The 26711-nt window shown below is 49.7% G+C and carries 24 protein-coding genes, 1 pseudogene and 1 riboswitch; of the genes and pseudogenes, 15 read left to right on the forward strand and 10 right to left on the reverse strand.

Annotated features, from left to right (window positions below; all coding sequences use genetic code 11):
- Window positions 1-21 precede the first annotated feature (21 nt).
- The 5 genes and pseudogenes from IPN95_23560 to IPN95_23580 all read right to left on the reverse strand — a co-directional run bounded on the left by IPN95_23560 (window position 22) and on the right by IPN95_23580 (window position 5100).
- The gene (locus IPN95_23560; GenBank protein MBK9452343.1) at window positions 22-1125 is read right to left on the reverse strand and encodes a hypothetical protein; all 1104 of its coding nucleotides are present in this window, start codon (window positions 1123-1125) and stop codon (window positions 22-24) included.
- Window positions 1037-2221 (reverse strand): beta-lactamase family protein, encoded by a 1185-nt coding sequence (locus tag IPN95_23565; GenBank protein ID MBK9452344.1) that lies wholly within the window; start codon window positions 2219-2221, stop codon window positions 1037-1039. The genes IPN95_23560 and IPN95_23565 overlap by 89 nt, the downstream gene beginning before the upstream one ends.
- Entirely contained in the window at window positions 2214-2873 is a 660-nt protein-coding gene (locus IPN95_23570; GenBank protein MBK9452345.1) for a hypothetical protein, read from the reverse strand. The genes IPN95_23565 and IPN95_23570 overlap by 8 nt, the downstream gene beginning before the upstream one ends.
- Window positions 2874-2944: 71 nt before the next feature.
- The gene (locus IPN95_23575; GenBank protein ID MBK9452346.1) at window positions 2945-3454 is read right to left on the reverse strand and encodes a hypothetical protein; all 510 of its coding nucleotides are present in this window, start codon (window positions 3452-3454) and stop codon (window positions 2945-2947) included.
- A gap of 93 nt (window positions 3455-3547) precedes the next feature.
- Window positions 3548-5100: pseudogene (locus IPN95_23580) on the reverse strand (FAD-dependent oxidoreductase).
- Between IPN95_23580 and IPN95_23585 the strand changes: the two are divergent.
- The 3 genes from IPN95_23585 to IPN95_23595 all read left to right on the forward strand — a co-directional run bounded on the left by IPN95_23585 (window position 5088) and on the right by IPN95_23595 (window position 7571).
- On the forward strand, window positions 5088-6077 hold the full coding sequence (locus tag IPN95_23585; protein MBK9452347.1) for a hypothetical protein: 990 nt from the start codon (window positions 5088-5090) through the stop codon (window positions 6075-6077). The pseudogene IPN95_23580 and the gene IPN95_23585 overlap by 13 nt on opposite strands.
- A 31-nt stretch (window positions 6078-6108) precedes the next feature.
- The gene (locus IPN95_23590) at window positions 6109-6483 is read left to right on the forward strand and encodes a hypothetical protein (protein ID MBK9452348.1); all 375 of its coding nucleotides are present in this window, start codon (window positions 6109-6111) and stop codon (window positions 6481-6483) included.
- 101 nt (window positions 6484-6584) lie between these two features.
- Window positions 6585-7571, forward strand: coding sequence for a hypothetical protein (locus IPN95_23595; GenBank protein ID MBK9452349.1), 987 nt, complete (start codon window positions 6585-6587; stop codon window positions 7569-7571).
- Window positions 7572-7793: 222 nt separating this feature from the next.
- Here the strand turns inward: IPN95_23595 and IPN95_23600 are convergent, their stop codons facing one another.
- Window positions 7794-8732, reverse strand: coding sequence for a hypothetical protein (locus IPN95_23600; protein MBK9452350.1), 939 nt, complete (start codon window positions 8730-8732; stop codon window positions 7794-7796).
- A 197-nt stretch (window positions 8733-8929) separates the two neighbouring features.
- A complete protein-coding gene (locus tag IPN95_23605) occupies window positions 8930-10243 on the reverse strand; it encodes a methionine adenosyltransferase (GenBank protein ID MBK9452351.1) in 1314 nt (437 codons plus the stop codon).
- Window positions 10244-10445: 202 nt separating this feature from the next.
- Between IPN95_23605 and trmB the strand changes: the two genes are divergently transcribed.
- The 7 genes from trmB (at window position 10446) to IPN95_23640 (ending at window position 16561) form a co-directional block, all read left to right on the forward strand.
- Complete coding sequence (trmB, locus tag IPN95_23610; GenBank protein MBK9452352.1) at window positions 10446-11183, forward strand: tRNA (guanosine(46)-N7)-methyltransferase TrmB; 738 nt, start codon at window positions 10446-10448, stop codon at window positions 11181-11183.
- Between the two features lie 71 nt (window positions 11184-11254).
- Window positions 11255-11923, forward strand: a complete 669-nt coding sequence (locus IPN95_23615) for a hypothetical protein (GenBank protein MBK9452353.1) — start codon at window positions 11255-11257, stop codon at window positions 11921-11923.
- Between the two features lie 10 nt (window positions 11924-11933).
- The gene (locus tag IPN95_23620; protein ID MBK9452354.1) at window positions 11934-12461 is read left to right on the forward strand and encodes a hypothetical protein; all 528 of its coding nucleotides are present in this window, start codon (window positions 11934-11936) and stop codon (window positions 12459-12461) included.
- Window positions 12462-12614: 153 nt separating this feature from the next.
- Entirely contained in the window at window positions 12615-12947 is a 333-nt protein-coding gene (locus IPN95_23625; GenBank protein MBK9452355.1) for a carboxymuconolactone decarboxylase family protein, read from the forward strand.
- Window positions 12947-13981, forward strand: coding sequence for an arsenosugar biosynthesis radical SAM protein ArsS (arsS, locus tag IPN95_23630; protein ID MBK9452356.1), 1035 nt, complete (start codon window positions 12947-12949; stop codon window positions 13979-13981). Before IPN95_23625 ends, arsS begins: the two co-directional genes overlap by 1 nt.
- Window positions 13982-14119: 138 nt before the next feature.
- Window positions 14120-14986, forward strand: a complete 867-nt coding sequence (locus tag IPN95_23635) for a hypothetical protein (GenBank protein MBK9452357.1) — start codon at window positions 14120-14122, stop codon at window positions 14984-14986.
- Between the two features lie 630 nt (window positions 14987-15616).
- On the forward strand, window positions 15617-16561 hold the full coding sequence (locus IPN95_23640) for a hypothetical protein (protein ID MBK9452358.1): 945 nt from the start codon (window positions 15617-15619) through the stop codon (window positions 16559-16561).
- Window positions 16562-16769: 208 nt separating this feature from the next.
- Here IPN95_23640 and IPN95_23645 read toward each other — a convergent pair whose 3' ends face one another.
- Window positions 16770-18098, reverse strand: a complete 1329-nt coding sequence (locus IPN95_23645; protein MBK9452359.1) for a 7-dehydrocholesterol reductase — start codon at window positions 18096-18098, stop codon at window positions 16770-16772.
- A 237-nt stretch (window positions 18099-18335) separates the two neighbouring features.
- Between IPN95_23645 and IPN95_23650 the strand changes: the two genes are divergently transcribed.
- From IPN95_23650 to IPN95_23670, 5 genes are all read left to right on the forward strand, one after another.
- Window positions 18336-18716, forward strand: a complete 381-nt coding sequence (locus tag IPN95_23650; GenBank protein MBK9452360.1) for a hypothetical protein — start codon at window positions 18336-18338, stop codon at window positions 18714-18716.
- Between the two features lie 114 nt (window positions 18717-18830).
- A complete protein-coding gene (locus tag IPN95_23655; protein ID MBK9452361.1) occupies window positions 18831-19112 on the forward strand; it encodes a type II toxin-antitoxin system RelE/ParE family toxin in 282 nt (93 codons plus the stop codon).
- Window positions 19113-19122: 10 nt separating this feature from the next.
- Window positions 19123-19422, forward strand: coding sequence for a HigA family addiction module antidote protein (locus IPN95_23660; GenBank protein ID MBK9452362.1), 300 nt, complete (start codon window positions 19123-19125; stop codon window positions 19420-19422).
- 38 nt (window positions 19423-19460) lie between these two features.
- Window positions 19461-19561: riboswitch (TPP riboswitch) on the forward strand.
- Window positions 19562-19624: 63 nt separating this feature from the next.
- Window positions 19625-21523, forward strand: a complete 1899-nt coding sequence (thiC, locus tag IPN95_23665) for a phosphomethylpyrimidine synthase ThiC (protein ID MBK9452363.1) — start codon at window positions 19625-19627, stop codon at window positions 21521-21523.
- A 25-nt stretch (window positions 21524-21548) separates the two neighbouring features.
- Complete coding sequence (locus tag IPN95_23670) at window positions 21549-22607, forward strand: hypothetical protein (protein ID MBK9452364.1); 1059 nt, start codon at window positions 21549-21551, stop codon at window positions 22605-22607.
- Window positions 22608-22641: 34 nt separating this feature from the next.
- Here IPN95_23670 and IPN95_23675 read toward each other — a convergent pair whose 3' ends face one another.
- Window positions 22642-24099, reverse strand: coding sequence for a hypothetical protein (locus IPN95_23675; GenBank protein MBK9452365.1), 1458 nt, complete (start codon window positions 24097-24099; stop codon window positions 22642-22644).
- Between the two features lie 415 nt (window positions 24100-24514).
- On the reverse strand, window positions 24515-26488 hold the full coding sequence (gyrB, locus tag IPN95_23680; GenBank protein ID MBK9452366.1) for a DNA topoisomerase (ATP-hydrolyzing) subunit B: 1974 nt from the start codon (window positions 26486-26488) through the stop codon (window positions 24515-24517).
- Window positions 26489-26711 lie beyond the last annotated feature (223 nt).

Consider the following 26711-nt stretch of genomic DNA (forward strand, 5'->3'; position numbering starts at 1 on the left):
CCTATATGAGCTTTGGTCCATTTATTTTTCACCCATCAATTTGGTCAAGCCTTCTGGTGAAATGACATTAATACCTCCGTTTGGCGACTGAAGCACGGCTACCTTAGTGAACTTGCCATCGAAATACCAAAAATAATCTGGAGAAATACCTTGTGGGTGATCCTTATAAGAGGCTTGAATCACAGGCATCGTTTTCTGAATGAAGTTGACAAAGTCCACAGGTACTTGAGGGCTGATTTTGCAAACGTTGACGAGCCCTTTGTTAGGAATTGCGACTACCGATCCCCATTCTCCCACCAACTCCGGCATGGTATGCACAAGGTCCAGTGCAAAGCTTGCTGCGTAGTCCTCGTTGCCGAGGAGAGTCATTTCAAATGCTGCACCATTGTTATCGAAGGTTTTAGTGACCTTGTCAATTTGCTTTTCGTTGACATGTCCTTGGGCAATTTCAAATGCTGTGTCTGCCGATTCTTTCCATTCTACAAATGTCTTTTGCATGACAGGCGCGAAAGTCGTCGGTAAATCCAACATCAACAAGGTATATGTTCCTTCCAAATCCACTCGCGTCACGAAAAGGGATGGACCTCCACGCGAATCTATCCAAAGCTTTGGGTAAATTCGCAAGCTGAGATGTGGCTTCATGGACTCAAAGTCTGTCAAATTCAATGCATTCTGATTGTCAAGCGATGCGAATCCTTGCTCAAAATGCGTTTGGACAATGGCCTTCCATTGATTCCTATCGGTTTCGGCAACACATTTCAAAACTAAATTGTCAAGATTGATTGCCTGAAGGGCCTGGCCTGGTTTGAGCGTAATCGTTCCGCCTTTCAAACTCTTGATTTCAAATCGTTTCGTAATGATCGGAAGGGCGAGTTCAGCAATTGTTTGATAGTCCTTTTTACTGACTTCGCCTTTGCAGCTCGGGGGAATCGAATACTCAAGCGTTTGAGCCACCATTTGAATCGGAATTATCAGAAGGAAAATCAAAAATGGGCAAAGTAATCGCATCTTGTGAATTTTTATATTGCTCTGAAATTTAGTCCAAAACCACCCCAAACACCTTCTCCATCGCCGTTTTCGTCGATACAAATTCATCGATTTTGCCATAGTTGCTGTTGACGGCATAGACGATCGTGGTGCTGTCTGCCGGGAAATGAACCATGTTGGCGTAATACCCGATGGCATCGCCACTGTGTAGGTAGGCTTCTCCCCTAGGGGTGTCGATTTTGAAGATGCCAAGTCCGTAGGAAATGGGAAAGAAGGCCGGATCAAGGTCCTTGGGTGCTGTCCATGTCATCATTTCCTGCATGGTAGTCGGACTGAGCAAAGCTCCACTTGTAACTGCTTGTAAAAACAGGTTCATTTCGTACGGATTTGAAATCAAGCCACCGTCGGCGGTATAATAATCCCATCCGCTGAAATAGGTGCTTTCAATGACTTGGAGATTGCTGTAAAAGTCCACATAGCCACGGGCAATGCCGTCGGGAACAGGATCTTTGGCTGCGAAACGCGTTTGGTACATGCCAAGCGGCGCGAAGATTTTTTCTTCGAAGACATCGCCAAATGGCTTTCCTTCAATGGCTTCGATCAGCATTCCCAGCATAATATATCCCGTGTTCGAGTACCGCACATCCTCGCCGGGGGCAAAGTAGGCGGATTGACCGTAGGCATAATGCAGCAGGTCCTCCGGTTGCCATTCGCGGATCAGGTCATTGAGCGATGCCGTCTGAAACGTCAGATTCTGAATGTAATTGTAGATCCCGCTCGAATGGTTGAGCAATTGTCGGATCGTCGCTTGATCTGCATTTTCAATTTTGTCGATGACGTCTCCCTGCAAATAGTCCGAGATTTTGTCGTCTAGCCCCAATTTCCCCTCTTCCATCAGCATCAAAACCGTCACGGCCGTCACCATTTTTACTGTCGAACCCACGCGCAAGCGATTGCAGGGTTGTAGCGCGACGTCATTGTGCAAGTCAGCTTTGCCGCTGCTGCCGGTCCACATACCCGTTTGCGGTTGATACACTGCCATCGAAATTCCGACGACGCCTTGCGCTGCAATGTCGTCCAGAAGTGCCTGATATTGAATGTGGGAGGGATGAACTTGGCTGCTGTCTGCAAAACCCAATTGGCATTCGTAGAAATCAGGTTGAAGGTCTTCGCCCTTTTCGCAGGAGGCCAAAACCAACAAGCTTACCAATAGGAGTAAGAGGTACTTATTCATGGGAATTGGCTTTGGAGAACAGGAAAAATTTGGCTCCCAAATGCAGGTTGATATGGGTCATCACGGGAATGAAGCCCGGCGAATACGGAAATTCCACCCAAGACTGATAGCGCAAGAATATTTTGGGCGAATGGACATTTTCTTTTTGCAAATAATACCCAATATCCATTGACAATGAAGGATATAGCCGCGCACTTCCCGCGTCTTTTTTGGTGACATATTCACCATTGACGAAATCAAATTCCGGTGCTGTGCGAAAAGAATGCATGTAGCCGATTCCCAACATTCCTTGAAGGGCAATCCCCGGTTTGAAACGGTATTCATACGCCAATTCGCTATGAACGCCGACGGCTTGGGCTAGGTGGCGGTGGTAGAAATAAAAGACATTCGCAGTTTGGAAAAGCCTTCCATGTGCGCCCTGTTTGTAGTTCCATTCGGTACCCAATTGAATCCCAGGATGAATGGGCGTCGTGAAAAACCGCGTAAAGGGGAGGGCGGTGGCTTCATTGAACACCGAAATGGTGACGGGAATTGGCTTGGACTGGGCGAATGTCGGTTGGGGCATCGAAAAAATGGCCATCAGAAGCGAAGCGATCGCTGCATTCAGCAAAGGTCTTCTCCCCAGTTCCTTGATTTTTCCAAAGCATTTCATCATGCAAGTTTCGGTAACAATCGGTCGAGGTGCAAACTGTTGAAAGTGAGCGTCATTTTCTATGTAGAGGTCTAACGAATCCTTTCACCATGAACGCGATGTCCCTCTTGCCATCCATTACCCCCCATTCCGAAATCGAAATTCACAATATCTATTCCAAGAAAGGTTCCGCCAAATGTACTGTGGTTACCGCACATGAATTCGGGATATTTTAGAATGCCATCAGGTTGAACCGTGGGATGAATAAATGCATCAACAGGTGCGTTAGGGCACGGTATTCGACCATTTCCAGATCGGTAACGGATCTTTAAAAGGCTGCCCAATCTTTCCAATTTGGAGATTGTTCCAATGTAGGTCACTGTATCTCCGAAGTAGTAATTGCCCTCGGAGGTAATCCAAGGACAGGAAGTAAAGACAAAATCCCCACAAAATTTGCTGCGGAAATCCTCGACCGGAATGATCGTGGTATCGGGTGGAACGATAGGTGTTTCTTTCGGAATAAACGGAGCCTCTTCCAATTCGCAAGAAGCAAAAGTCGTCAAAGCAAGCAAAAGCAAAGTCAGATAGGCAATTCGATTCATTCCAAACAAGTTAATAAACCCGATTGAATTTACCAATCAAAATTTCCGGATGGCAAAATGCGCAAGCCTTAATTTTTAATTCTCAATTCTGAATTATCTCAATTCATAACAGCGCTCCGCACATCGCTCCCCATCCATCGCCGCCGACATGATCCCGCCCGCATAACCGGCGCCTTCGCCGCAAGGAAACAAGCCCCGCACCTGCGGATGCATCAGCGTCTCCGCATCCCGCGGGATGCGCACCGGCGAACTCGTACGCGACTCGGTTGCTACCACAACGGCTTCATTGGTCAGATAACCGCGCATTTTGCGGCCAAATTCGCGGAAGCCTTCCTTGAGTCGCAAACTGATTTCTTTGGGCAAAACATCCTCCAATTTTGCGGCATTCAAACCCGGCAAATAGCTGCAATCGGGCAATAAAGACGAGGCTTTTCCGCTGACGAAGTCTTGCAATCTTTGTGCAGGTGCCACTTGTTTTCCGCCACCCGCGACAAAACAGGCCTTTTCGACCATCGATTGGAACTCCATGGCTGCCAAGGGATTGTCGGTGCCAAATTGTTTCCAGTCCTCCGGCGTGACCTCTACTACCATCCCCGAATTGGCAAAGGGCGAATCGCGTTTGCTGGGAGACCAGCCATTCACCACCAATTCGTCATTGGCTGTGGAAGCCGGACAGATAATTCCACCCGGACACATACAAAAGGAATACACGCCGCGACTGTAAGCCTGCGTACTCAGCGCATAAGCAGCCGCAGGCAAGCCATCCGGCCGCACATCACAATGATATTGCAGGCTGTCAATCAACGGTTGCGGATGTTCGACCCGCAAACCCAAGGCAAATGGCTTGGCGAATATTTCAAGTTTCTTGTCGGCCAGCATTTTGAAAATATCCCGTGCGCTATGCCCTGTCGCAAGGATCACGGATTTGGCCGCAATCGTTTCACCCGAATGCAATTTGACGCCTTCGACTTGCCCGTCGGTGATTACAATATCCTCGACCCGCTTCTCGAAATGCACTTCGCCGCCATGCGCTAGAATCGTTTCGCGAATCGAACTGATGATTTGCGGCAATTTGTTGGTGCCGATATGCGGATGCGCGTCGATCAAAATTTCACGTGTGGCGCCGTGCTGCACCAAATTTCGAGGATGCGACTTGTATCGCCGCGTTTTTTGCTGCGGGTGTACAATTTTCCGTCGGAGAATGTACCTGCACCACCTTCCCCGAAACAATAATTGCTGTCGGCGTCCACAAATCCTTCCTTGTTGATGGCTGCAAGGTCGCGCCGCCGCGCACGTACTTCTTTGCCGCGTTCGATGACGATCGGTTTGAGCCCCAGCTCGATCAAACGCAAGGCCGCAAACATTCCGCCGGGTCCGAATCCAACGATCACCACAGGTGCAGCATTCGTCACATCCTGCAGCGGAAAGTCCCACAAAGGCTCCGGTTCAGGCTTTTCATCCACCCAAACCTTAAATTGCAGCAGGTACATCGGCGGACGTTTGCGCGCGTCGATCGAGCGGCGCACGAGTTCGATGCCGGAGATTTGTTTTGCCGGAATGCCGAGTTTTCTGCTGATCAATTGCAGGTGAACGGCAGCCAAATCGACTTCCTGTGCTGCAACATTGATTTCAATTGTATGAAACATGCTGCGAAGCTACGGTTTTTGAGGCTGGATTTTCCTTCGAATGTCTTCATCCGCAAGGCTTGGACCTCAAATTTGTGGACATCTTCGTGGTTTTTCCAGAATCGAGGGCTTTGATATGCCGCAAAATTTCGACAGCTTCGCAGAAGGAAAGTCTAAAAGCCAAAATTGCGATGAAAGGTTCGACCGGTAAGATCAGTCAGCTCAAAAAGCCCGAAAACAAGGAGCCTGAGACCACAGGTGGTAAAACGATGACGCCACCCGCGTTTTCGTTGAAAGCAGGTGGTGCGGAAGGGGAGGGCAATGCGCCCGTCGCCAAACTCAAATTGCATTCGGATACGGAAACGGTTGATCGTACAAAATTGACGTTCAGTGAATTGCAAAATGCGCAGGTGGGTCACTCGTGGGTGAGTCTGGAATACAACGATCCGACGGCTGTGCCAGATGAAATTAATCCGCTGACAAAAGCATTGTTGCAGGCTGGCTACGCTTCCTTCGGATTTTGGCCTTTGATCAACCGCACCGGCGATATGACCTATCCCGACGACAGCCAACAGCGCGTCGACGCCGGATTGACGCCGGGCAACGGCACGAGCAACGATACTGCACACCGGGGATTTTCCTTGAATCCTTTTAAATGGGTTCCTGGTCGTGTGGAAGAGCCCGATTTGGCGCACGCACCGAAAGGCACCGTGGAGTATTCCTTGAATTTGCAGGAACTCAAAAACATGTTGGCCTACGTCGAAGGCAAAAAGAACGCAGATTACAATTTGTACCGTTTCAATTGCACAACCTTCGCTGTGGATGCTGTGAAAGCTGCCGGCAAGAGTGCACCGGGCGGTTCGATGATGGGCGTATGCTTGCCAAATGCCTTGTACGCCGACATGGACAAAATGAGCAAAAAAGGGGACAAAAGCGTGACGCTCGCACCCGAGGAACCCGCCAAGGAGGTCAAAAAGCCCGAGGTTGCAGGAAATTGATTCCCTTTTGCCGTTGAGCCCTTTTCTTCGAATGAAATCCAAAATTTGGGTGGTACTTGGCGCAATCACCGCATGGGCTGGATGCCATTCGCAGCGATCACCCCAATCACAAATGCCTGACAATCGCATATTTACCGTCACCGCAGAGGTTGTCGGCTTTCGGCAACATGACCTCAGTAAAATGAAGGGCAGGGTGCTGATGTACAGTTACATCGACCTGCATGTGAAGTCCGCCATCAACAAATCCGATCCCAAAATCACATTCTTGGGCGACACCATTTCCATTACCCGCCCGGCAGAGAAAGGCGATGAAAACCTGAAGGTCGGCATGGTTTTGCAAGCTGAAATCGGCGTCGACAAATTGGAGGACCCGCGGCAATTTTACTGGATGCGGCGGATCGAATAGAATTTTCTCGCTTCTGATAGGATTAGATACCCACATTCCTTGCCTTCTTCCTTCGAATCGTTATCTTTAGCCATTCATCAGTCTAAAAATGTCTATTTGCCATGGAAAAAGATAAGTTGCAGCCCGTTCTGACTTCGAATGACAACAATAGCCTTATGTGTACGCCCGAAAATGCCGGCCAATCAATGGCCCCACCTGCATTTTCGTTGACGGCGGAACCGGAAATGAGCATGGCCGCCGAACCTGAAGCGGCGGCAGCTGAGACCGAAACATTGACGATCAAGCCGGGAGAATTGACGACGACGGGCGAGGGCAGCGATGCAGCGACCAAGTATATCCATTGGCCGGGAACCGACGCCTCGGGCGTGACCTTGGGCAAGGGCTATGACATTGGGAGCCGTACGGAAGCCGACGTCGTTACTGAATTAACCGCAGCCGGCATGGGCGTCGACCAAGCCACCAAAATCTCCAAAGGCTATGGCAAGAAAGGTGCCGCGGCCGGGACATTCGTCACCGACAACAAAGACGACATCGGCGAAATCGCGACGGACGTTCAATACGCCTTGCTCGCCACGATGCTCGACGACTACGAAGCCAAGGCCAAGGACATGGCTACCAACACCGTAGCCGCAAGTGACAATTCGAATGCCGCTGCGCGTGAGGTCAAAGACGGCGTCGAAGCGGGTACCTACGTGATGACTGAGGCGCAATGGACGGGCTTGCATCCTGCGATGATCGAATTGCTCACCGACCTCAAATACCAAGGCGGATATTATGCCTTTGACCGCGTCGCCCAAATCAACAAAGTCCTCATCGAAAACGACGGCAACCACCTTGAGCAATTCAAGGCTGTGGCCGCCCTGTTTGAGAAAGGCGACGAGACGCAGAGTTACATGGACAAATACGGCAAAGCCATCGGCGAAGGCACCGGCAACACCGAATTGTTTTACGGTCAAACGACCGATGATATCGCGGGCGCTACGACCCGCAGGAACCGCGTGCGTTTGGCCTATTTGAAGCAAATCATCACCGCCTTGGAAGCAGGAAGCACCGTGACGATGGCGATTCCAGAGAATACGGAGGGGTAAGAACAGCAGGACTGGGATTTTTGGGATTGCTGGGATTCCTTCTGCGAATCAGAATGTTATTGCTGTAGAATTGGCATTCGAAGCTATTCGTTTGGCTTGAATTTCTTGTTGGTGAGTCAATGAAACTGTAGGCTTGGGCCACCGAATTTGAGTAGCATCCCGATTTCGATGTTGTTGGCTTCCAAGTAATTGATGGCCCGAATGCCTTGGCCAGGGATTGACCTACGGAGTCTTGTTCAGGTAGAGCTTCCAATCGTCCCAAAAAACGGAAAGCTCCTTGTTTGCAGCATTCATGTAAGCGATATTATCCTCGGATGTATACATTTTCATGGCTTCAAAATGGGTGAATCCATCTGGACAATTTTCGTCAGGATGTTGGGTAGTATTTTGGATATCCAATAGGACAGTTTTCGTTCCGTTTTCTGGCGTTACTGCCATGTAGAATCTGCCGTTGTTTGCATCGCCTTCCTTGATGTATAATTCGATCTCCATCCATTCACCGTACACCAGTGGAAATGAAGTCGCGGTTTGTCCCCAAACCTCTTTCCATTCGCAAGTGCGACAATTTTGATAATCCGATTTAGCCCTGAAATTGAGTGGGCTGCCACTACCTTCTGATTTGTTGACGTTGACGGTGACTCGAAAAGCATTCTTCTCCTTGGTCCAGGCACCGTTGTTCCAGAATTCAAAAAGCGTAAACCAATAAATACGCTCAGACCATTGCTCAAAATAAACCAAGTCGGGATGCAGTTTCAACTTAACAGTCTGATAGATTTCTTTGATGCAATTGTTGTCATGTACACTCAACTGTATACGGCCTTTGCGCTTGGTGCCCTCCCTGATATGGGCTTCAAAGAGCTGGAACTTCAAAACATTGTTTCCCGCGCTATCGGGATCCTCCACGATCGAGGCTTTGCGTTGGCTATCATCGCCAGCCTCATAACCGATCTCTACAAAACCGATTTTTGAATGGGATTGGAAATCGTTCCAATCATTGTTGGTGAGCAAATCTGAATCGGTTCCAGCGAAGGCGACGTTTTCAAAATCCCCATTGGTCAGTGTCGTGTTCTTGAACCCAGTTTGAAACAATAGCTCCTCCGTCTGGGTGGCGCATTCGATGTCGCAATTCACACTGTCCTTTCGGCACGAAACCAATACCATGACGCATAATAGGCACAGAGAAAATGATAGGGTTGATGCGCTTCTCATTTGACCGAAGATTAAATTTCAATGCATTGCCAAACTATCTAAAGATAGCAAAATTTCGAGCGAGGAGAAGTCTAAAATTTCCATTTCACCAGACAAAAAAAGGCCATCCCTTTCGAGACGGCCTTTCATTATTTTCACTTCAACTAAGATCAGATGCCAAACGCCACCTTCACCTTGTCCACGTAGTCCAGCAATTCCCAACCGAAGAATTGGACTTTCTTCTTTTGGAAGGTGCGGATTTCCTTGCGGACGCCGTTGTTTTCTTCGATGGTCACGTAGGCGACTTCGACTTCTTTCAATTCAGGGGTGCGACCCATGTGACCGTAGCTTGCAGTCTCCGAGTAGATCGGGTTGAGCAAGTCAAAACGCTGCACGATGGCTTTCGGACGCATGTCGAAGATCGCCTCGACTTTTTTGCCGATTTCGATGTCGCTCATTTTCACCTTGGCGGTGCCATAGGTGTTGACGTTGATCGAAACAGGGCGTGCGATGCCGATCGCATAGGCCACTTGCACCAACACTTCGTCAGCCACACCTGCAGCGACAAGGTTTTTGGCGATGTGACGGGTTGCGTAGGCAGCCGAACGGTCCACTTTGCTTGGATCTTTGCCGGAGAAGGCACCACCACCGTGCGCGCCTTTGCCACCGTAGGTGTCCACGATGATTTTGCGACCGGTAAGGCCGGCGTCGCCGTGAGGACCACCGATCACAAACTTCCCGGTTGGGTTGATGTGATAAATGGTATTGCTGTCGAGCAATTCGGCAGGAATCACGCGGGTCACCAGAATGCTCTTGACATCCTTGGCGATGGTGCTCAGCATCAGCTGATCACGCTCTGCTGGGCTCAAATCCGGATGGGTTTTGGCAGTCACGAATTCGTCGTGCTGTGTGGAAACGACGACGGTGTGCACGCGCATCGGCTTGCCGTTGTCATCATATTCGATGGTCACCTGTGCCTTGCTGTCAGGGCGGAGGTAAGGCATCAGGCTCAGTTCATTCTTGCGAATGTTAGCCAATTCCTTGAGGAGGCGGTGGCTGAATGCCAAGGCCATGGGCATGTATTCGGGGGTTTCTGCAGTCGCATAACCAAACATCATGCCTTGGTCGCCTGCACCTTGGTCGAGGTCGAGGCCCTTGCCTTCGTCCACGCCTTGAGCGATGTCGGGGGATTGGCTGTGAAAGGAAGCCAAAACGCCGCAGCTGTCTGCGTCAAAGCGATAATCGTCGTGGTTGTAGCCGATGCGGTGAATCGTTTCACGCACAACCTCAGGTACTTCCACGTAAGCTTTGGTAGTGACTTCGCCAGCCACGACAACGAGGCCGGTGGTAACCATGGTCTCGCATGCAACGCGTGAATTTGGATCCTGCTTGAGCATGGCATCCAAAATGGCGTCTGAAATCTGATCAGCAATCTTATCAGGGTGCCCTTCGGATACGGACTCGGATGTGAACAAATAAGGCATAGCTGTATTTCTCCTTTTAAATGAATTCTCAGTGAAAAAACGAGGCAAAGTTAGCAGCAATTCATTAGAATGAAAGTGTTTGGACGTGATTTCTGGGAGCATCGCCGAATGCCATAGAAAATTTTGTTTGGCGATTGGTCTGGCCTGCAAAACAATAGACTGTTTGGCGGGAAACAACGGCCGACCTTGTATATTTGCAGCCATGGGAAGAAACAAGCTGGTAAAGCTCGAAGAATTCAGCACGGCTCCGAATTGCATCTTTGGCAAGGACGGATTGGCCGGCACTTGGCATGCCCACTTCGGGAATGACAATCCGATCATCCTCGAACTCGGCTGCGGCAAGGGAGACCTTTGCGTCGGATTGGCGCGCCGGCATCCTGACTTCAACTACATCGGCGTCGATCTGAAAGGTGTGCGGATGTGGACAGGGGCGCAAACGGCTTTGCAGGAAGGCTTGAAGAATGTCGCTTTTCTCAGAGCCGACATTCACGGCGTGGCACACTTTTTCGCGCCAGGCGAGGTTGCAGGGATTTGGATCACCTTCCCCGATCCGTTTCCCCGCATGAAGCAGAGCAAAAAACGCATGACGAATGAGAAGTTCCTCAAGAACTACGTTCAAATGCTGCCTGCAAATGGCGATGTCTGGTTCAAAACGGACAACAATTCTCTGTTTGAGTACACTTTGGCGCATTTTGCAGAATTGAATGAGAAGCAAGTGTTTGCCATCGAAGTGCTCGCCCAAACCCGAAATCTGCACGCCTCCGAATTGAAAAACGACGACAACGGCATCACCACCGACTACGAAAGGCGCTTTCAGGGCATGGGAAAACCCACGAACTACATGCACTTCCGCATCTCTGCCGGCCCGAATATCGGTTCGGTTCCTGCTTGCGAGCGCGTGGCTTTGGATGCCGATGAGCGCGCGCCTCGGTTGAGGTGAGATTTGGAAATTGGGGATGGAATTTGCAAATTTGCTGGCATCAAAAGCCTCATTTTTCAAAATTCAATCCTATGAAAGCAACAGATTCACAGCAAGTTCAGGCAAAAGCTCCCGTAAGCTCAGATTCTGCATTTGACCAAGAAGTTGGTGGGAAGACGATGGCCCCGCCCAAGTTTGGCTTGGAAGCAAGTGGGGGAGAAGCCGCGCATGCGGCTGATGGCGGCGGACAAATGCCGGATGATGAGTTTGAGGCTTTGTTTTGGAAGATTGTCGCGAAGGCGAAGGAAACCGGGAGTGATAACTACCTTTGTAATGCGGTTGGTGTTGTCATGGACAATTACGGCTGGAATCGGGAAATGGTAACCATCAAAGTCGAAAGGGGTCAGAAGGATTGGGGAATTACGAATGGAAAAGCAAATCCTGAAGCGCACCAAACCATCGTTTTTAGCAAGTCTCTTTTTCGCAAGGACTTCGGATTAATTGTGCGAACTATAGGACATGAGTATCAACATGTTTTGGACAATATTGGCGATCATCCATCAAAAGACATATACGATGCAGAATTCCGTGCCTATTACTGGGAAATTACAAACTCTGATGTGATCCAACATCGAAAAATTCGAAATGTTAAGATCGCGATTTACAATGCGAAGAAATACTACCAGTTTTTAAACAGCGCACTCCAAGAAAAGTATAAAGAACAGTACCGAGAAATTTTGAACGTGGAAGCAAAGTTGTAACGATCTACCCATGCTTCGTCGGAAGATTCATTTTGTATTTTCAGTGCTTTCCATCGTTTTGTGGACGATTTTCTCAACTACAAGGGCTCAGACCGTCCCCGAAAGGCAAATCAAACTCATTGGTTTATTGGCTCCTGACACCGTGCGTGTCCAACGAGGACAAAAAATTCCGTTGCAAGTTTCTTTGCTTCATGTTGGAGGTGTGAAAATTCGAGTAATGAAGGATCCTCAACTCGAGCGAATCGAAACACTTTATGTAAGTTGGATTTGCGAAATTGTAAAAGATGGGCTCATTTATGATGATTGGAAGGATTTTCGGCATTTTGTTTCTCCATACCACAGAAGGAGGACCCACACAAGGACGTTGAAAAAGGGGAAATCCATGTCAAAGAACTTTGATCTACAGGAGCTATACCCTCTGGATTCTCTTGGCACCTACCAAGTTCGCGCCGTTTACGTGCAGCGTCCATTCCCGGAAATCGGCATCATCGAAGTCCCCCCCGTCTACTCCAACTGGATCACCGTGATCGTAGAGTAGCCACTTCCACCGTTCCAAGCCGCATTCTTCGAATTCTTTCCTCCGATTCTTTGAGATTTGCCCTATCTTCGTTCCTTCAAAGGGCGGTTTGCGCTGAAACATTCGCATCACCCGATGGTTGTAAAGCGATCAAAGCATTGAAAAAGGAAGCGTATGGACAGCTACTATAAGCCCGAAGACCTCAAGAAATTCGGCAACATCGGCGAGTTTGACAAGACCTTGGCCGACAAGTTTTTCAATTACTACGGCGAAGTCTTCAAAGAAGGCGCCTTGACTGCGCGTGAAAAAGCGCTGATCGCGCTTGCCGTTGCCCATACCGTGCAATGCCCGTATTGCATCGACGCCTATACCCACGACACCCTCGAAAAGGGCTGTACGGAGGAGCAGTTGATGGAAGCGGTGCACGTCGCAGCAGCCATTCGCGGAGGATCCTCACTCGTGCACGCGACACAAATGATGGGTCACGCGAAAAAGGTGTTGATGTAATGAAGTCATTGCTTGCGCAGGGCCACCTGTTTTCCAACAGCAACGCCCAGTTGGAGAAGCTCAATGCAGATGGCGGCGAGAAGTTTGCCCATAAGCTTCAGGCCATTGGGCTAAACCCTTTGAAGCCAACGGGAATCGACATTTTCCAGATGAACATGGGGAAAATGTGCAATCAGGTTTGCAAGCATTGCCATGTCGATGCAGGGCCTGACCGCAAGGAAATCATGACCCACGAGACAATGCAACTTTGTCTCGATGTTTTGGCACAGCATCCTGAAATCCAAGTAGTTGACTTGACGGGCGGTGCGCCCGAAATGAATCCGGAATTCAGGTGGTTTGTCGAAGAAGCGAGCACACTCGGCAAGCACATTATCGTGCGTTGCAACCTCACGATCATTCTGGCCAACAAAAAATACCACGACCTCCCCGAGTTTTTTGCCAAGCACAAAATCGAAGTCGTTTCTTCATTGCCGCATTACACGGCAGGCCGCACCGACCGTCAGCGTGGCGATGGCGTCTTTGAAAAGTCGATCAAAGCCCTGCAAATGCTCAACGAGGTGGGCTATGGCAAGGAAGGTACCGGCCTGAAGCTCAATCTGGTTTACAATCCGACAGGCGCGATGATGCCAGGTCCACAAGGCGAATTGGAATCGGACTACAAAAAAGCACTCCTGGCGAATTTCGGGATCGTCTTCAATAGCCTTTATGTGATCACCAACATGCCCATTAGCCGGTTTTTGGACTATTTGATCAGCAGCGGCAACTACGACGACTACATGCAAAAGCTGATCGAGGCCTTCAATCCCGGGGCAGCGCTCGGCGTCATGTGCCGGAATACACTTTCCATCGGCTGGGACGGCTATCTCTACGACTGCGACTTCAATCAAATGCTCGACATCAAGGTGGCAAGCAAGTCGCAACACCTCAAAGACTTCGATTTTGCCAGTTTGATGAAACGTGCAATCGTGGTCGATCAGCATTGCTATGGCTGCACTGCAGGTCTTGGGTCGAGTTGCGGCGGTCAAGTGGTTTGAGTCCAACTATTCTGGTATTTTTGCCGAATTGCTAAATAAAACTACATTGTTCACCTCGAAAATTTGTATTTAGCAAATTCTGTTTGTATTTTTGCTTCATTAACTCAAAGCCCAAGCGGGAGAAAGGAAAAGTGGAGCATGGAAAGCAACAAGGAACAGCATGCAATTTTGTTTGAGCAACACGCCATCCGGCGCGTGTATGACAAGGAAACCGACTCGTGGTGGTTTTCTGTGGTGGATATCATTCAGATTTTGGTTCAGAGTGCAGATTATCAGGCTGCAAGGAATTATTGGAAGGTCCTCAAGAATCGGCTCAAGAAGGAAGGCAGTGAGTCGGTTACAAATTGTAACCAACTGAAAATGGCCTCCGCGGATGGTAAAATGTATCAAACTGATGCAGGCACGGCAGAAACGATCCTCCGCATCATCCAATCCGTTCCAAGTCCCAAAGCCGAACCGATCAAATTATGGCTCGCCAAGGTCGGGTATGAGCGGATGCAAGAGCTTGGAAATCCCGAGCTAGCAGTTGCACGCGCACGAGAAACCTGGGAAAAACATGGTCGAACCGAAAACTGGATCAAACATCGTTTGATGGGACTGGAAACGAGAATCCGGCTTACGGACTATTGGGCCTCTCATGAGATCAAGCCGGGAAGTGAATTTGCGATTCTCACCAATGTGATCCATGAAGAATGGTCCGAGCTATCGGTAAAAGCGCACAAGGAATTGAAGGGTCTCGAACAACAAAACCTGCGCGACCACATGACGGAAGGCGAATTGATCTTCACTGCATTGGCCGAGCTTTCCACGCGACAAATTGCAGAAAAGGTTGATGCAAAAGGATTTGAAGAAAACCATCAAGCTGCCAAGTCGGGCGGTGGAATCGCCAAGAATGCAAGACTTGCCTTGGAGGAAAAGACGGGACAACCTGTCGTGAGCCGAGAAAATTCTCTTCCCAAATTGGTACAAGCGACCTTGGACGGGCTTGGAAGCGAAGACGGATAATCAAGAATTTCAATCTCTGGCTTTGCGCGTTCATGGAATTTGGTGCGCTCTTCGCTTGAACGGGTCAAAATCGCTGTGGCAATGGCCTTGTCGGAATAGCTTTTGAGGAAGTATTCGACCTTAATCTGTTGGTCAGAGACGCGGGAAACAACCACTTCCACATTTTGGTCACATTTGTCAAGTCCGTAGGTGAGCAATTCGCGCAGATCGGCACCATTCTCGGTCTTGTTGACCATTTTCCATTTGCCGCCACAGTCGAGATCAGGGTAATCGATTTGGATCTTGCAAAGCTTGGTTGCATCGAGGGAGACTTCCCAAGTTTGTCCGTCGACTTGGTTTCCAGTGCCTTGCCATGTTCCTTTCATCCATTTTGGTGCAGCGGCGCAGCCTGAAAGGCTGATCAAAAGCGTCAACAGGACCCAGAATTGGACCTTAACGAGATGCGAAAATGTACCTTTTTTCATGATCAGAATTTTAGAAGCAAACGCAATTGAGTTGAAAGGATACAGGTAATGTACCAATTTGAGCCTTTGACTGTGCAAGGGACGAACGAATTTTTTCGAACGCCAATAAACCATTGGATTTTTTGCGGGTCTTTGCTACATTCATCTTAGAATCAATTCATCCACAATGAAAATCAATACGCGCTTTCTACTTTTCCTTGCCTTGCTTTTGACTTTTGCAAGCTGCAAGAAGGACAAGACCATTGGCTTTGACATCGGAAAGAACCGTTTTACCACCGTGGTTGACGGCGATGACCGCGAATACTACGTCCATGTCCCGGAAAGCTATGATCCAGACGTGCCAATTCCTGTTGTTTTCATGTTGCATGGAACGAGCGGCGACGGACTCAAATTTTACAACATTTCGGGATGGAAAGAGCTCGGTGAAACGGAGAATATTCTGACCATTTTCCCATCCTCGTGGCGCTACTGCATCATTGAGGACGGAAACACCCAAAACATTACCAAATGGAATTGTTTTCCGGGGGCATTCAGCTTCTGCAGTGGTGAAACTCCGCGTGACGATGTCAAATTTTTGAGGCAGATCTTAACCGATCTCGGCGAAAAATTCACCTTGGACGATGGGCAGGTTTATATGGTAGGCTTCTCCAACGGCGGCCAAATGGCTACTAGATGCTCCGTCGAGATGAGTGATGTCATTGCTGCTGTCGTGGAATCAGCCGGTTCATTTTCAAACGATACATTGGTGAATCCATTGAACAAGATTCCTGTTTGGTATGAGATTGGAAATGTGGATGATAGACTGCTCACCGATTCCACGACCAATATTCCAATGCGGGATTTTGAGCTTTTTATGAATGTTTCAGCGTATGGCTCCAAGGTGGTCAGTGCCAATATCAATTCGTTTGGATGCGATTCCAATTATGTGTTGACGGGCGACTCCAATGTGGCCTTGTTGGCGACATACCCGGGATTGACGGCGACACCGCCCCACGAATTTCGGTTCATGTTGATCAAGGGTTTGGAGCACGAATATCCCAATGGAACCAACCACCCGTTTAACGGGCCTGTCGAGCATTGGGCTTGGTTTCAGCAGTATAGGGTGCATTGAAGTCTGGGTTGTCGCTGTGAATTTTGCCACCTATCAGGGTGCTGTGAATTTTGCCACAAAGACACGTAGCAGGGTGCTGTGAATTTTGCCACAAAGACACGAAGGCGCCAAGGTGGATGTTGTGAATTTTGCCACGAAGGCACCAAGCTGGATGCTGTGAATTTTGCTACAAAGGCACCAAGTTGGATGCAGCAAGTCGGCGTGAAAGTCAGAAAAGTCCCGGAATCAGCCTGTATTTGACCTTTTCCTTGTAGAGTTTCCAGTATTCGCCGTACTTGGCTTGACATTTTTCGTCGTCGCGGTAGGTGCGTTGCACGAGCAAAATGCAGAGGAAAAGGAAGTAAAACCATGGCAAAAACCAGCCAAATCCCGCGGTGCAGGACCAGAAAGCAGCCGCTGCCAATTCGGGAATGTAGTGAAAATGCCTTGCGAGGCCCCAAAAGCCGGAGGTGAGCAGGAGGTTTTCCTTTTCTTCGCCCGCGCCGGTCACATATTTCGCCTTGATAAACGTCGCTGGCTTGCCCCAAATATTGATCTTCCCATTTGCTTTGCGGAATGCCTGCCGCTGATAATCAGCCCAGTAATTCATCCAGATGCTGATCGCTCCCAAAATGAAAATGACCACGGCCGCCCAAGCAGGTAGAATGTCGTGGTGGCCGACCATGAAAAAGGCAGGGGAGGAGTAAACCGCAGGTACCCAGACCAAGCAACCCCAGCAGATATAGTAGCCGGCACGGTCCGTGATGATGTCCGTTGAGCGCATATAGCCTGATTCCCAGATGTAAAACTTGGTCAGGTACATCACGAGCAGGCCCGACGTAACCAGTTGCGCTGGATCAAAATGACCGATGAGTTCCTTTTGGGCGAAAGCAAATGAAATCGCGGCCAAGGCCCAACCGGTCATGCCGATACGGCAATTGGTCAGCATTTTGACGTCGATTCCCCAAAATCGAGGATACAATTCAGTGCCCCAGTAATAGTCAAAGATCACGTTGCCCGAGGTGCTGGAATCGGTCGAAGAGGGAGCAAAGCGGCCCTTGAAATAAAGCAACAGGCAGAAGGTCAACGCAAAAATATTCAGTGCTGCCAGCAATTCGCCCATGGTATTGTACATGATGGAGGCTGGAAACCAGCCCATCCCTTCGGAAGCACCCAGAAACAATCCGATCGAAAGCACAAAGGAAAGGAGGCCATTGTCCTTGTATTTCGGAATGTTGCCCATGGGCGTGACAGGGCCTTCGTAGGGTTTGCCGGGCAGGACCTTCATCATCAGGATTTGAATCGGAATGTAGATGCCCAGGATCTTCCATGCCGTCACACTCCCCCAAAAGTGGTCGAACCAAGCCTTTTCAAACACTTCCATGGGACCTTTGTCCACAAATGCCTGAAAAAGGGCCGTGATCGAGCCGTCCAAATGAAACAACGTGTACCAAATCAGCATCGCCGAGGTCGGCGTCGCGAGCATCAGAAAAAGTGCAAACAACGATTTCCCGATTCCCGGTTTCGCATGCGTAAATTGAACCTCAGTGCCTTTCATGCCGAATTCTTCTTCTGAAGCCCATTTTTTCAGCTCCGAATGCCGAAGATATTCAATTTTTCCAAGAATTCGGCAACGGGAAAGCTGCCGAAAAGGAAAGCCTGAATCCTTGGTTTGGTTGGAATTCGCTAGTTTTGGCAAGCCTTCTGCAAAGTTGTCGAAGGTAGCCCGCGGTGAACTTTTCTACTGCCGGGCCTAGGTTTGGGTGAATGGAGGCCGGCCAAGCTGGTTCAGAATATGGAAGAAGAACGCATTTCAGTGGCGGATTGGTGGCAGAAGCAACGCACCAATTATGTCTATGTTGCCATGGCGGCTGGAATCCTTTGTTTTCTCGCGTTTGCCTCCATTTGGGAGACTTTTTATGGCACTCACGACAAGACTGACACGCCCCTGCAAGTGCTGGGAAGCATTTTTCTCCTGATGCTACGCCACCTCGCGATTTGGGTGCCTTTTCTCTTCCTCGAAATTTGGGCCTACCGCTTCATTCCCCGCCTTGAGCAGCGTTTCAATCCCAAAGGCAGCAAGGAAATTCGCATGCAAATCCTGATTGCCGCCTGCGTGGCAGTATGTTTGTTGCCCTTGTTGGTCCCCGCGATTTTGGTTTGGGTGCATGGGTGAGACGCATCACCGCCGATACCGCCTTTCGCTTGGGCAAATACTTTGGCAATGGTTCAAAGAATTTGCAACGCTGCAACTTTTGCTTACTTTTGCCGTTACTAACGTATCGCGTCAATGATCCAGAGTTTCGGTTCAAAGGAGACAGAAATGGTATGGAGAGGGGAACGGGTAACCAAATGGCCGCTCGAAATGCAGCAGGCAGGAAGAAGAAAACTGAGAATGCTGCACAACTCCCAGAGCACCCACGATTTGCGGGTGCCGCCTTCTAATCGTTTGGAAAAACTTTCTGGAGATTTGCAGGAGTTTTACAGCATTCGGATCAATTCCCAGTGGAGAATCATTTTCCAATGGGATGGCAGAAATGCCTCTGAGGTTGAGATTATGGATTATCATTAACACTGAAGAGATGGCAAGTTTGAACAACATCCACCCCGGCGAAGTCCTGAATGAGGAGTTTCTCAAACCGATGTTAATTTCCGCCTACCGGCTCTCCAAAGATCTTGGCATCCCCCAAACGCGCGTCAGCGAAATCATCAAGGGCCGTCGACGTATCACTGCTGATACGGCATTACGTCTCGGCAAGTACTTTGGCAACAGTGCCCATTTCTGGCTCGGATTGCAAACCGATTTTGACCTCGAAGACGAGCAAATCGCCATTCAAGCCGAATTGGATGCCATCCCGCAGGTGATTCCCAACCAAGATTGATCCGCAGCCTTTTTCCCGAATTTTCCCTATCTTCGCCCTGCAAGAATTAGGGGTGCCTCTCGCATTGCGGGAGACTGAGATCATACCCTTCCCACCGGAACCAGGTCATGCTGGCGTCGGGAAATTCGGAAGCGGTCTCCTTTGCCCTTTTTTCAGCGTTGTTTTGGACTAAATCGGCCTTTTGGGCCCTGAAAAAAGCGTTATGATCAAGGAAAACGGTTCTCATTCTGTCGAAAATAAAGGCAAGGAATTCAAGCCTGTACAGGTCAATGGCATCACCACTGGACCTATCGCCGGTTCAGAAAAGGTCTATGTTGGCGAATTGCAGGTGCCCATGCGCAAGATTTCTCAGTCCGATTCGCCTGCAAGCTTCTCGCAAAACGGCAAAGGCGAGGCCAATCCTCCCATTTATGTGTACGATTGTTCGGGCCCCTACACCGATTCGAAGGCTGAAATTGACATCTACAAAGGCCTGAAACCCCTCCGTCAACGATGGATCGAAGGCCGTGGCGACGTCGAACGTTTGAAGGGCCATTCTTCCGAATTCACCAACAAACGTGCATCCGATCCCAAGGTGGATGCCATTCGCTTTCCACAGATTCCCAATCCCTTGCGCGCCAAGGCGGGCAAGAACGTGTCGCAGATGCACTACGCACGCAAGGGCATCATCACGCCCGAGATGGAATTTGTGGCGATCCGCGAAAACCAGAAAATCGATGCCTACAACGCCGAATTGCTCAAGCAGCATCCCGGTCACAATTACGGCGCAGCCACGCCCAAGCACCACATCACCGCCGAATTCGTGCGCGACGAAATCGCCCGCGGCCGCGCCATCATCCCCAACAACATCAACCACCCGGAAAGCGAGCCGATGATCATCGGCCGCAATTTCCTCGTGAAAATCAATGCCAACATCGGCAACTCGGCCGTGAGCAGCAGCATCGAGGAAGAGGTCGAAAAGATGGTCTGGGGCATCCGTTGGGGCGCCGACACCATCATGGACCTCAGCACGGGCAAAAACATCCACGAAACCCGCGAATGGATCATCCGTAATTCGCCGGTTCCCGTCGGCACGGTTCCCATTTACCAAGCCCTCGAAAAGGTCAATGGCAAAGCCGAAAACCTCACGTGGGAGATTTTCAGGGACACTTTGATTGAGCAAGCTGAGCAAGGCGTCGACTATTTTACGATTCACGCCGGTGTGCTCCTCCGCTACGTGCCGCTGACCGCAAACCGTGTGACGGGCATCGTTTCGCGCGGCGGTTCGATCATGGCCAAATGGTGCCTTGCGCATCACAAGGAGAGCTTTTTGTACACGCATTTCGAGGAGATTTGCGAGATCATGAAGGCCTATGACGTGGCATTTTCGCTTGGGGACGGCTTGCGGCCGGGTTCGATTGCCGATGCCAACGACGCAGCCCAATTCGCGGAGCTCGAAACCCTTGGCGAACTGACCAAAATCGCTTGGGAGCACGACGTGCAAGTGATGATCGAAGGTCCGGGTCACGTGCCGATGCACATGATCAAGGAAAACATGGAAAAGCAGCTCGAAATCTGCCATGAAGCGCCATTCTATACGTTGGGCCCACTCACAACCGACATTGCGCCGGGCTACGACCATATCACAAGCGGCATCGGCGCGGCCATGATCGGCTGGTTTGGGACTGCGATGCTCTGTTACGTGACGCCCAAGGAACACCTCGGGCTTCCGAACCGCGAAGACGTGAAATATGGCGTCATTACCTATAAAATCGCTGCCCACGCAGCTGATCTTGCCAAGGGACATCCTGGCGCACAAGTCCGCGACAACGCGATGAGCAAGGCAAGATTCGAATTCCGCTGGGAAGACCAGTTCAACCTCGGACTCGATCCCGATACCGCACGTAGCTACCACGACGAAACCTTGCCTTCGGAAAACGCCAAGGTCGCCCACTTCTGCAGCATGTGCGGCCCGCATTTCTGTTCGATGAAAATCACGCAGGATGTCCGTGACTACGCCAAAGCCCAAGGCATCGCCGAGGCAGGCGTTTTGGCCAAAGGAATGGAGGAAAAGGCGAAGGAGTTTGTGGAGTTGGGGAGCGAAGTGTACGTAAAAAGTTGATCTTTAAACACAGAGTACCAGATCGATGAACGGAGCAAATCTTGATGATTCTGAAGGCCAGGCCTTGGACAAAATCCAACGTTTGACGGATGCCATTCAGCAGCAATGCGATGCGCAAGATTTTGAGGCGGCAATCCGGTTGTTGATGGAACAGGCGACAATCTTGGAAGCGCTGGGAGACAAATTGTCACTTGGAAATAACTATGAGCAGCAGGCCGATATCGAGGACAACCATACCTACGATCTCGAACGGTCCGGTTGGTTGCGCGAAAAAGCTGAAATCCTCAAGTTTGAAGCAGGCGACAAGGCCACAATCGCGGCGAGATTGGGGGCTTACGCAATGATGCAGAAGCTTTCCGGGAAAAAGGAGGCCGCGCAGGAAATACTCAAGCAACAGGAACTATACCTTCGGGAACTCAACAATCATTTGGGTTTGGTGCCTTGTTTGAAAGACCAAGCGGAATTGCTTTTTGAAACGGGTTACAATGCGCTTGCCCTGAAATTGATTGTTGAAGCCGAGCAACTGATTTACCAATACGGTGTTGGTCATGAAACCATTCGGCTTTGTAATCTCCTGACTTTCAAGGCTAAGCTGCTGGAAGAAGAGGAGGATCTCGAGGGCGCATTGGCGGTGCTGAAGGAAGCGCAACCTTTGGCAAAGGCCTCGACTTCGCGCAGTTTGGCAGCCGAGAACTTGGCAGACCAAGCGATGCTCTACTACAAATTGGGACAGACAGCAATGGCAATTGAGCTGTTTTCCCAATCAGCCGCCGACTTCAGCACCATCAAGATGGACTACATGTTGCCCGAAATTTTGGACCGGCATGCACAAATGAGGTTGGAAATTGGGGACTTGGAGGCTGCGCTGAATCTCCAATGTGAATGCGAGAAGGTAGCCTTAAAATGGGAAGATACATTTCAGGTGAAGCGCAGCCTTTATGCACAAGCGCAAATATGCCTGCGGATGGGAAACCGAGACCAAGCTTCGGAATTGGTGCAGAAGGGGAGAGCTTATACGGGAATGCGTATGCTATCTTTAGAATCGGAAAAGCTGCTGCGCAATCGTTTCCCTGAATTGCTTTGAGATGTTGGCCACAATTCTCTGTGAGTAGCAGGGGTCAATAATTGAGCACCTTCTTGCGTCCATGCCAATAACTGAGGATCGCATTGTAATAGAAGCTGCCCTCCACCTTGGACTTGAGCCATAGGTTGAGTTTCAGCAGGTCGCGCCATTCGGTTTCGATGGTTTGAAGGTCTTGAAGGGAGAATGACTTTTTGGCGAGGAATTTCTGAAGCATGTCCAGGAATAACCTTAAATGGCTCCATTTTTTGCCATCAATGCTTTTCCGCAATAAGGTACGCAGTTTTTGGAGCCGCACAAGCGCCTCTTCACGGTTGTTCAATCCCACGGCAATGAGCAATTCGACAAGTTTTGCCTGCGGATCGAGGTCCAGCTTTGGAATACGTTCCATCATTTCGACCACGGTTTCGGCGGCATTGCGGTGAAGGGTCGCTGCAATCTGAATGTGGATTTTGTAGAAATAATAACGTGTGAGCTCCTCCGTCGTCGAATCCTCCAACTTGATCAATTCGCTGATTTCCTTTTGCGCCAGCGGCAAATCGTTTTCGTAGAAATGATAGATGCTACTCAGTTCCAGGAATTTGGGAAGGAAATTCTTGCGTAGCGCCGGCGTAAGCTGATCCAGTTCCTTTTCGGTTTTGTAGATCAATCCGTTAATGAGCAGAAAATCCCCGCATTCCAACGAACTTTCCATCAAGAGATTGACGGCCTGCAAACGCACTTCACGCGGATAATTTTCCTTGACCGCTTGCTTCTCCAACTGAACAAGTCTGCGGTGCAATTCGAATTTATCCTCAAATGCCTTGCTGAATCGGTATTCCGACCAAAATGCAGCCGTGTTGCTCGCATTGCTGGGCTGCGCGGTCGCAATTTCCCTGATGTCGGACTTCACCTTTTCGGCCAGTTGTTTCAATTCTTGTGCTGAACCGGTGCCGTTGTGATGGCTTGCAATGAGCACATCCATTTTTTGCAGCAAGGTGTTGAGCGTCAGGGTTGACTGTACTTCGGATTCCAGCGTTTCGATGCGGTCGAGCGCTTTGGAATAGGCTTTCCAATCGGCATTGGGGCTTTGCGCGAGCGTATCGCGGTAGTCTTCGAGCAGGCGCAACGTCTCTTTGGGATTTTCCAATTTCTCGGAAGACTCGATGGCGGACTGGATATAGTCCAGCGCTTGGTCGTGGAAACCTTTGTAATTCAGGACTTCGTACTTGGCCCGGTACTTAAAGATGTTGAATTCGTCTTGGCTTGAATTGCTGTATTCGAGCAAAACAGCCAAAATATCGTCGAGAAGGGCATTTTTCTGCATCGAATAAAACGCCTTGCTGAAGCTTGCAAAGTGCTTTTGGTAGATGTCGCGGTCTAGATTTTTGTTGTATTCGGTCACCGTGAGGTAACCTTTGTAAATCTGCGTAAAGCGACTATTCCGGCCGTGGAGGTTGTAGAGCCTCTTTTCCTCCTTGGCCATTCCGTGGATCAATTCAAACAGCGCCTGCATAATTCAGAGCTTACTAAGTTGCCAATTTTTCGTCCAACGCTCGGCTACCCAACGGGTCAGAAAAGTCCAAATTCAAGCCGATTCAACAACAACGCAATTCGAAGATATAAAATAAATCCACATTCACCAAGTCAATAGGCTATATTTCAATGTTATGTGAATGTGAACTTGTTTTTAGCTGCTTAAGTTCGTCGAGATGATGCCCTAGCGGTCATCGCATACGCCTACGCAAAGCCAGTTTGAAATCAAATTCCCATTCGAATTCAACTCCCCGATCACACGATTTCCCCAAAGCAAGATTCCCAGCAAACCCATTCAAAATGAGCCCACTGGGAAATCAAAAAGAATCTATGTAACTTCTAGAACATCCAGAATTCAACCCAAGGCGTGATTCTGAAAATTCTGAGAATTCTGATCATGCGTCGATATTGGCATACTTCGCATTCTGCTCGATGAATTCGCGGCGAGGTGGGACTTCATCGCCCATCAACATCGAGAAGATCCAGTCGGCATCAGCAGCACTTTCCACCGTCACGAGTTGCAAGGTGCGGAACTCCGGATCCATCGTGGTTTCCCACAATTGCTCAGGGTTCATCTCACCAAGACCTTTGTAGCGCTGAATGGTCACTTTGTCCATTCCACCCATTTCCTCGACCAAAATTTCGCGTTCGGCTTCGGTCCAGCAGTACTTGGCCTGCTTGCCTTTGCGCACTTGATAGAGGGGAGGAGAGGCGATATAGAGGTAGCCCGATTCGATCAGGGCCTTCATGTAGCGGTAGAAAAACGTCAAAATCAGCGTGCGAATGTGCGAACCGTCGACGTCAGCATCCGTCATGATGATGATTTTGTGATAACGGAGGCGATCCATGTTCAGTTCTTCGCCAGCGCCGATCCCTGAAACCCCGAGGGCAGTGATCATGTTCTTGATCTCCTCGTTTTCGTAGATGCGCGAAGGATGGGCCTTCTCCACGTTCAAAATCTTACCACGCAACGGCAAAATGGCCTGAAAGAAGCGGTTACGACCTTGCTTGGCCGAACCACCTGCGGAGTCACCTTCCACGAGGTACAATTCGCATTCCTCGGGTTTGCGGCTGCTGCAGTCGGCGAGCTTTCCAGGAAGGCCACCACCCACAAGTGTGTTTTTGCGTTGCACAAGTTCGCGGGCCTTCTTGGCCGCGTTCCGCGCTTCTGCACTCAAAATCACCTTTTGGATGATCACGGCAGCTACCTTCGGATTTTCCTCGAGGTATTCGTTGAGCGCTTTATAGACGATGGTTTCGACAAAACTGCCGACGTCGCTGTTGCCGAGTTTGGTCTTCGTCTGCCCTTCGAATTGAGGCTCAGGCACTTTGACCGAAATCACGCAAGTCAAACCTTCGCGGAAGTCATCGCCCGAAATTTCGAATTTGAGCTTCGAAGTCGCACCGGTTTTGTCGGCGTAGTTTTTCATGCTGCGCGTCATGGCCTTTTTGAAGCCGGAAACGTGCGTGCCCCCTTCGTGGGTGTTGATGTTGTTGACGTAGCTGTGCAGATTTTCCGTGTAGCTGCGGTTGTATTGCAGCGCAACTTCGACGGGAACCGTACCTGCTTCATCGATGCCGCTGATAAAAATCGGCTCCGAATGCAAGGGTTCGCGGCTTTGGTCGAGGAATTGGACAAACTCCTTGATACCGCCTTCGCTGTGATAATGCTTCTGAAGCGGACCACTGTAGGTCACAACGCCGTTGTCATCTTTGATTTCGACTTCTTCGCGCTCGTCTGTGAGCGTGATGCGCACACCTGCATTCAGGAACGCGAGCTCACGCATACGTGCTGCGAGGGTGTCGAACTTGTATTCGGTCGTGGTGAAGATCGTGCCATCGGGCCAGAAAGTGGTTTCCGTGCCACGTTCGGTCGTTTCGCCGACAACTTTGACATCGTATTGCGGGATACCCCGTTTGTATTCCTGCTGATAGATTTTCCCGTCGCGGTGCACACGCACAAGACATGGATCGGAAAGCGCATTCACGCAGCTCACGCCCACACCGTGAAGACCACCGGAGACCTTGTAGGAGCTCTTGTCAAACTTGCCACCGGCGTGAAGCACGGTCATGACGACCTCGAGGGCGCTTTTGCCTTCCTTCTCGTGCATGTCCACCGGAATGCCACGGCCGTTGTCACGCACACGGATCGAATTGTCTGGCTGTATGAATACCTGAATGTCAGTGGCATAGCCACCCATCACTTCGTCGATCGAGTTGTCTACAACCTCATAGACCAAGTGGTGCAAACCACGTACGCCAATGTCGCCGATGTACATCGCCGGACGCATCCGCACTGCTTCCAAGCCTTCCAACACCTGAATATTGGAAGCATTATAATTGCTGTTGTCTTTGATTTCGTCGCTCATGCTCTTTGTGTCACTTCCTTGCTTTTGATCCGTCGAAATGAGGCCGCAAAGGATTCAATTTCAGCGAATTTTAAACAAGGAGTCATTTCAAACAATTAATCATTTCAGAAAGGTTAAAAATACGTCTAAATCGCCGAATTAACCCGATTTTGAAAGGGATTTTATCCACAGACGGGAGAATCGTCCCTGGTTTTTATTCAAGATTTAGTTCGCTGGATTGGAG

Source organism: Bacteroidota bacterium (genome assembly GCA_016718825.1).
GTDB lineage: Bacteria > Bacteroidota > Bacteroidia > J057 > JADKCL01 > JADKCL01.

Excerpts from the sequence above, each read along its gene's own strand:
- IPN95_23560 (MBK9452343.1), bottom strand. The coding sequence starts at position 1,125 with ATGCCGTCAACAGCAACTATGGCAAAATCGATGAATTTGTATCGACGA.
- IPN95_23565 (MBK9452344.1), bottom strand. The coding sequence starts at position 2,221 with ATGAATAAGTACCTCTTACTCCTATTGGTAAGCTTGTTGGTTTTGGCC.
- IPN95_23570 (MBK9452345.1), bottom strand. The coding sequence starts at position 2,873 with ATGAAATGCTTTGGAAAAATCAAGGAACTGGGGAGAAGACCTTTGCTG.
- IPN95_23575 (MBK9452346.1), bottom strand. The coding sequence starts at position 3,454 with ATGAATCGAATTGCCTATCTGACTTTGCTTTTGCTTGCTTTGACGACT.
- IPN95_23590 (MBK9452348.1), top strand. The coding sequence starts at position 6,109 with ATGAAATCCAAAATTTGGGTGGTACTTGGCGCAATCACCGCATGGGCT.
- IPN95_23595 (MBK9452349.1), top strand. The coding sequence starts at position 6,585 with ATGGAAAAAGATAAGTTGCAGCCCGTTCTGACTTCGAATGACAACAAT.
- IPN95_23600 (MBK9452350.1), bottom strand. The coding sequence starts at position 8,732 with ATGGTATTGGTTTCGTGCCGAAAGGACAGTGTGAATTGCGACATCGAA.
- IPN95_23605 (MBK9452351.1), bottom strand. The coding sequence starts at position 10,243 with ATGCCTTATTTGTTCACATCCGAGTCCGTATCCGAAGGGCACCCTGAT.
- trmB (MBK9452352.1), top strand. The coding sequence starts at position 10,446 with ATGGGAAGAAACAAGCTGGTAAAGCTCGAAGAATTCAGCACGGCTCCG.
- IPN95_23615 (MBK9452353.1), top strand. The coding sequence starts at position 11,255 with ATGAAAGCAACAGATTCACAGCAAGTTCAGGCAAAAGCTCCCGTAAGC.
- IPN95_23620 (MBK9452354.1), top strand. The coding sequence starts at position 11,934 with ATGCTTCGTCGGAAGATTCATTTTGTATTTTCAGTGCTTTCCATCGTT.
- IPN95_23625 (MBK9452355.1), top strand. The coding sequence starts at position 12,615 with ATGGACAGCTACTATAAGCCCGAAGACCTCAAGAAATTCGGCAACATC.
- arsS (MBK9452356.1), top strand. The coding sequence starts at position 12,947 with ATGAAGTCATTGCTTGCGCAGGGCCACCTGTTTTCCAACAGCAACGCC.
- IPN95_23635 (MBK9452357.1), top strand. The coding sequence starts at position 14,120 with ATGGAAAGCAACAAGGAACAGCATGCAATTTTGTTTGAGCAACACGCC.
- IPN95_23640 (MBK9452358.1), top strand. The coding sequence starts at position 15,617 with ATGAAAATCAATACGCGCTTTCTACTTTTCCTTGCCTTGCTTTTGACT.
- IPN95_23645 (MBK9452359.1), bottom strand. The coding sequence starts at position 18,098 with ATGAAAGGCACTGAGGTTCAATTTACGCATGCGAAACCGGGAATCGGG.
- IPN95_23650 (MBK9452360.1), top strand. The coding sequence starts at position 18,336 with ATGGAAGAAGAACGCATTTCAGTGGCGGATTGGTGGCAGAAGCAACGC.
- IPN95_23655 (MBK9452361.1), top strand. The coding sequence starts at position 18,831 with ATGATCCAGAGTTTCGGTTCAAAGGAGACAGAAATGGTATGGAGAGGG.
- IPN95_23660 (MBK9452362.1), top strand. The coding sequence starts at position 19,123 with ATGGCAAGTTTGAACAACATCCACCCCGGCGAAGTCCTGAATGAGGAG.
- thiC (MBK9452363.1), top strand. The coding sequence starts at position 19,625 with ATGATCAAGGAAAACGGTTCTCATTCTGTCGAAAATAAAGGCAAGGAA.
- IPN95_23670 (MBK9452364.1), top strand. The coding sequence starts at position 21,549 with ATGAACGGAGCAAATCTTGATGATTCTGAAGGCCAGGCCTTGGACAAA.
- IPN95_23675 (MBK9452365.1), bottom strand. The coding sequence starts at position 24,099 with ATGCAGGCGCTGTTTGAATTGATCCACGGAATGGCCAAGGAGGAAAAG.
- gyrB (MBK9452366.1), bottom strand. The coding sequence starts at position 26,488 with ATGAGCGACGAAATCAAAGACAACAGCAATTATAATGCTTCCAATATT.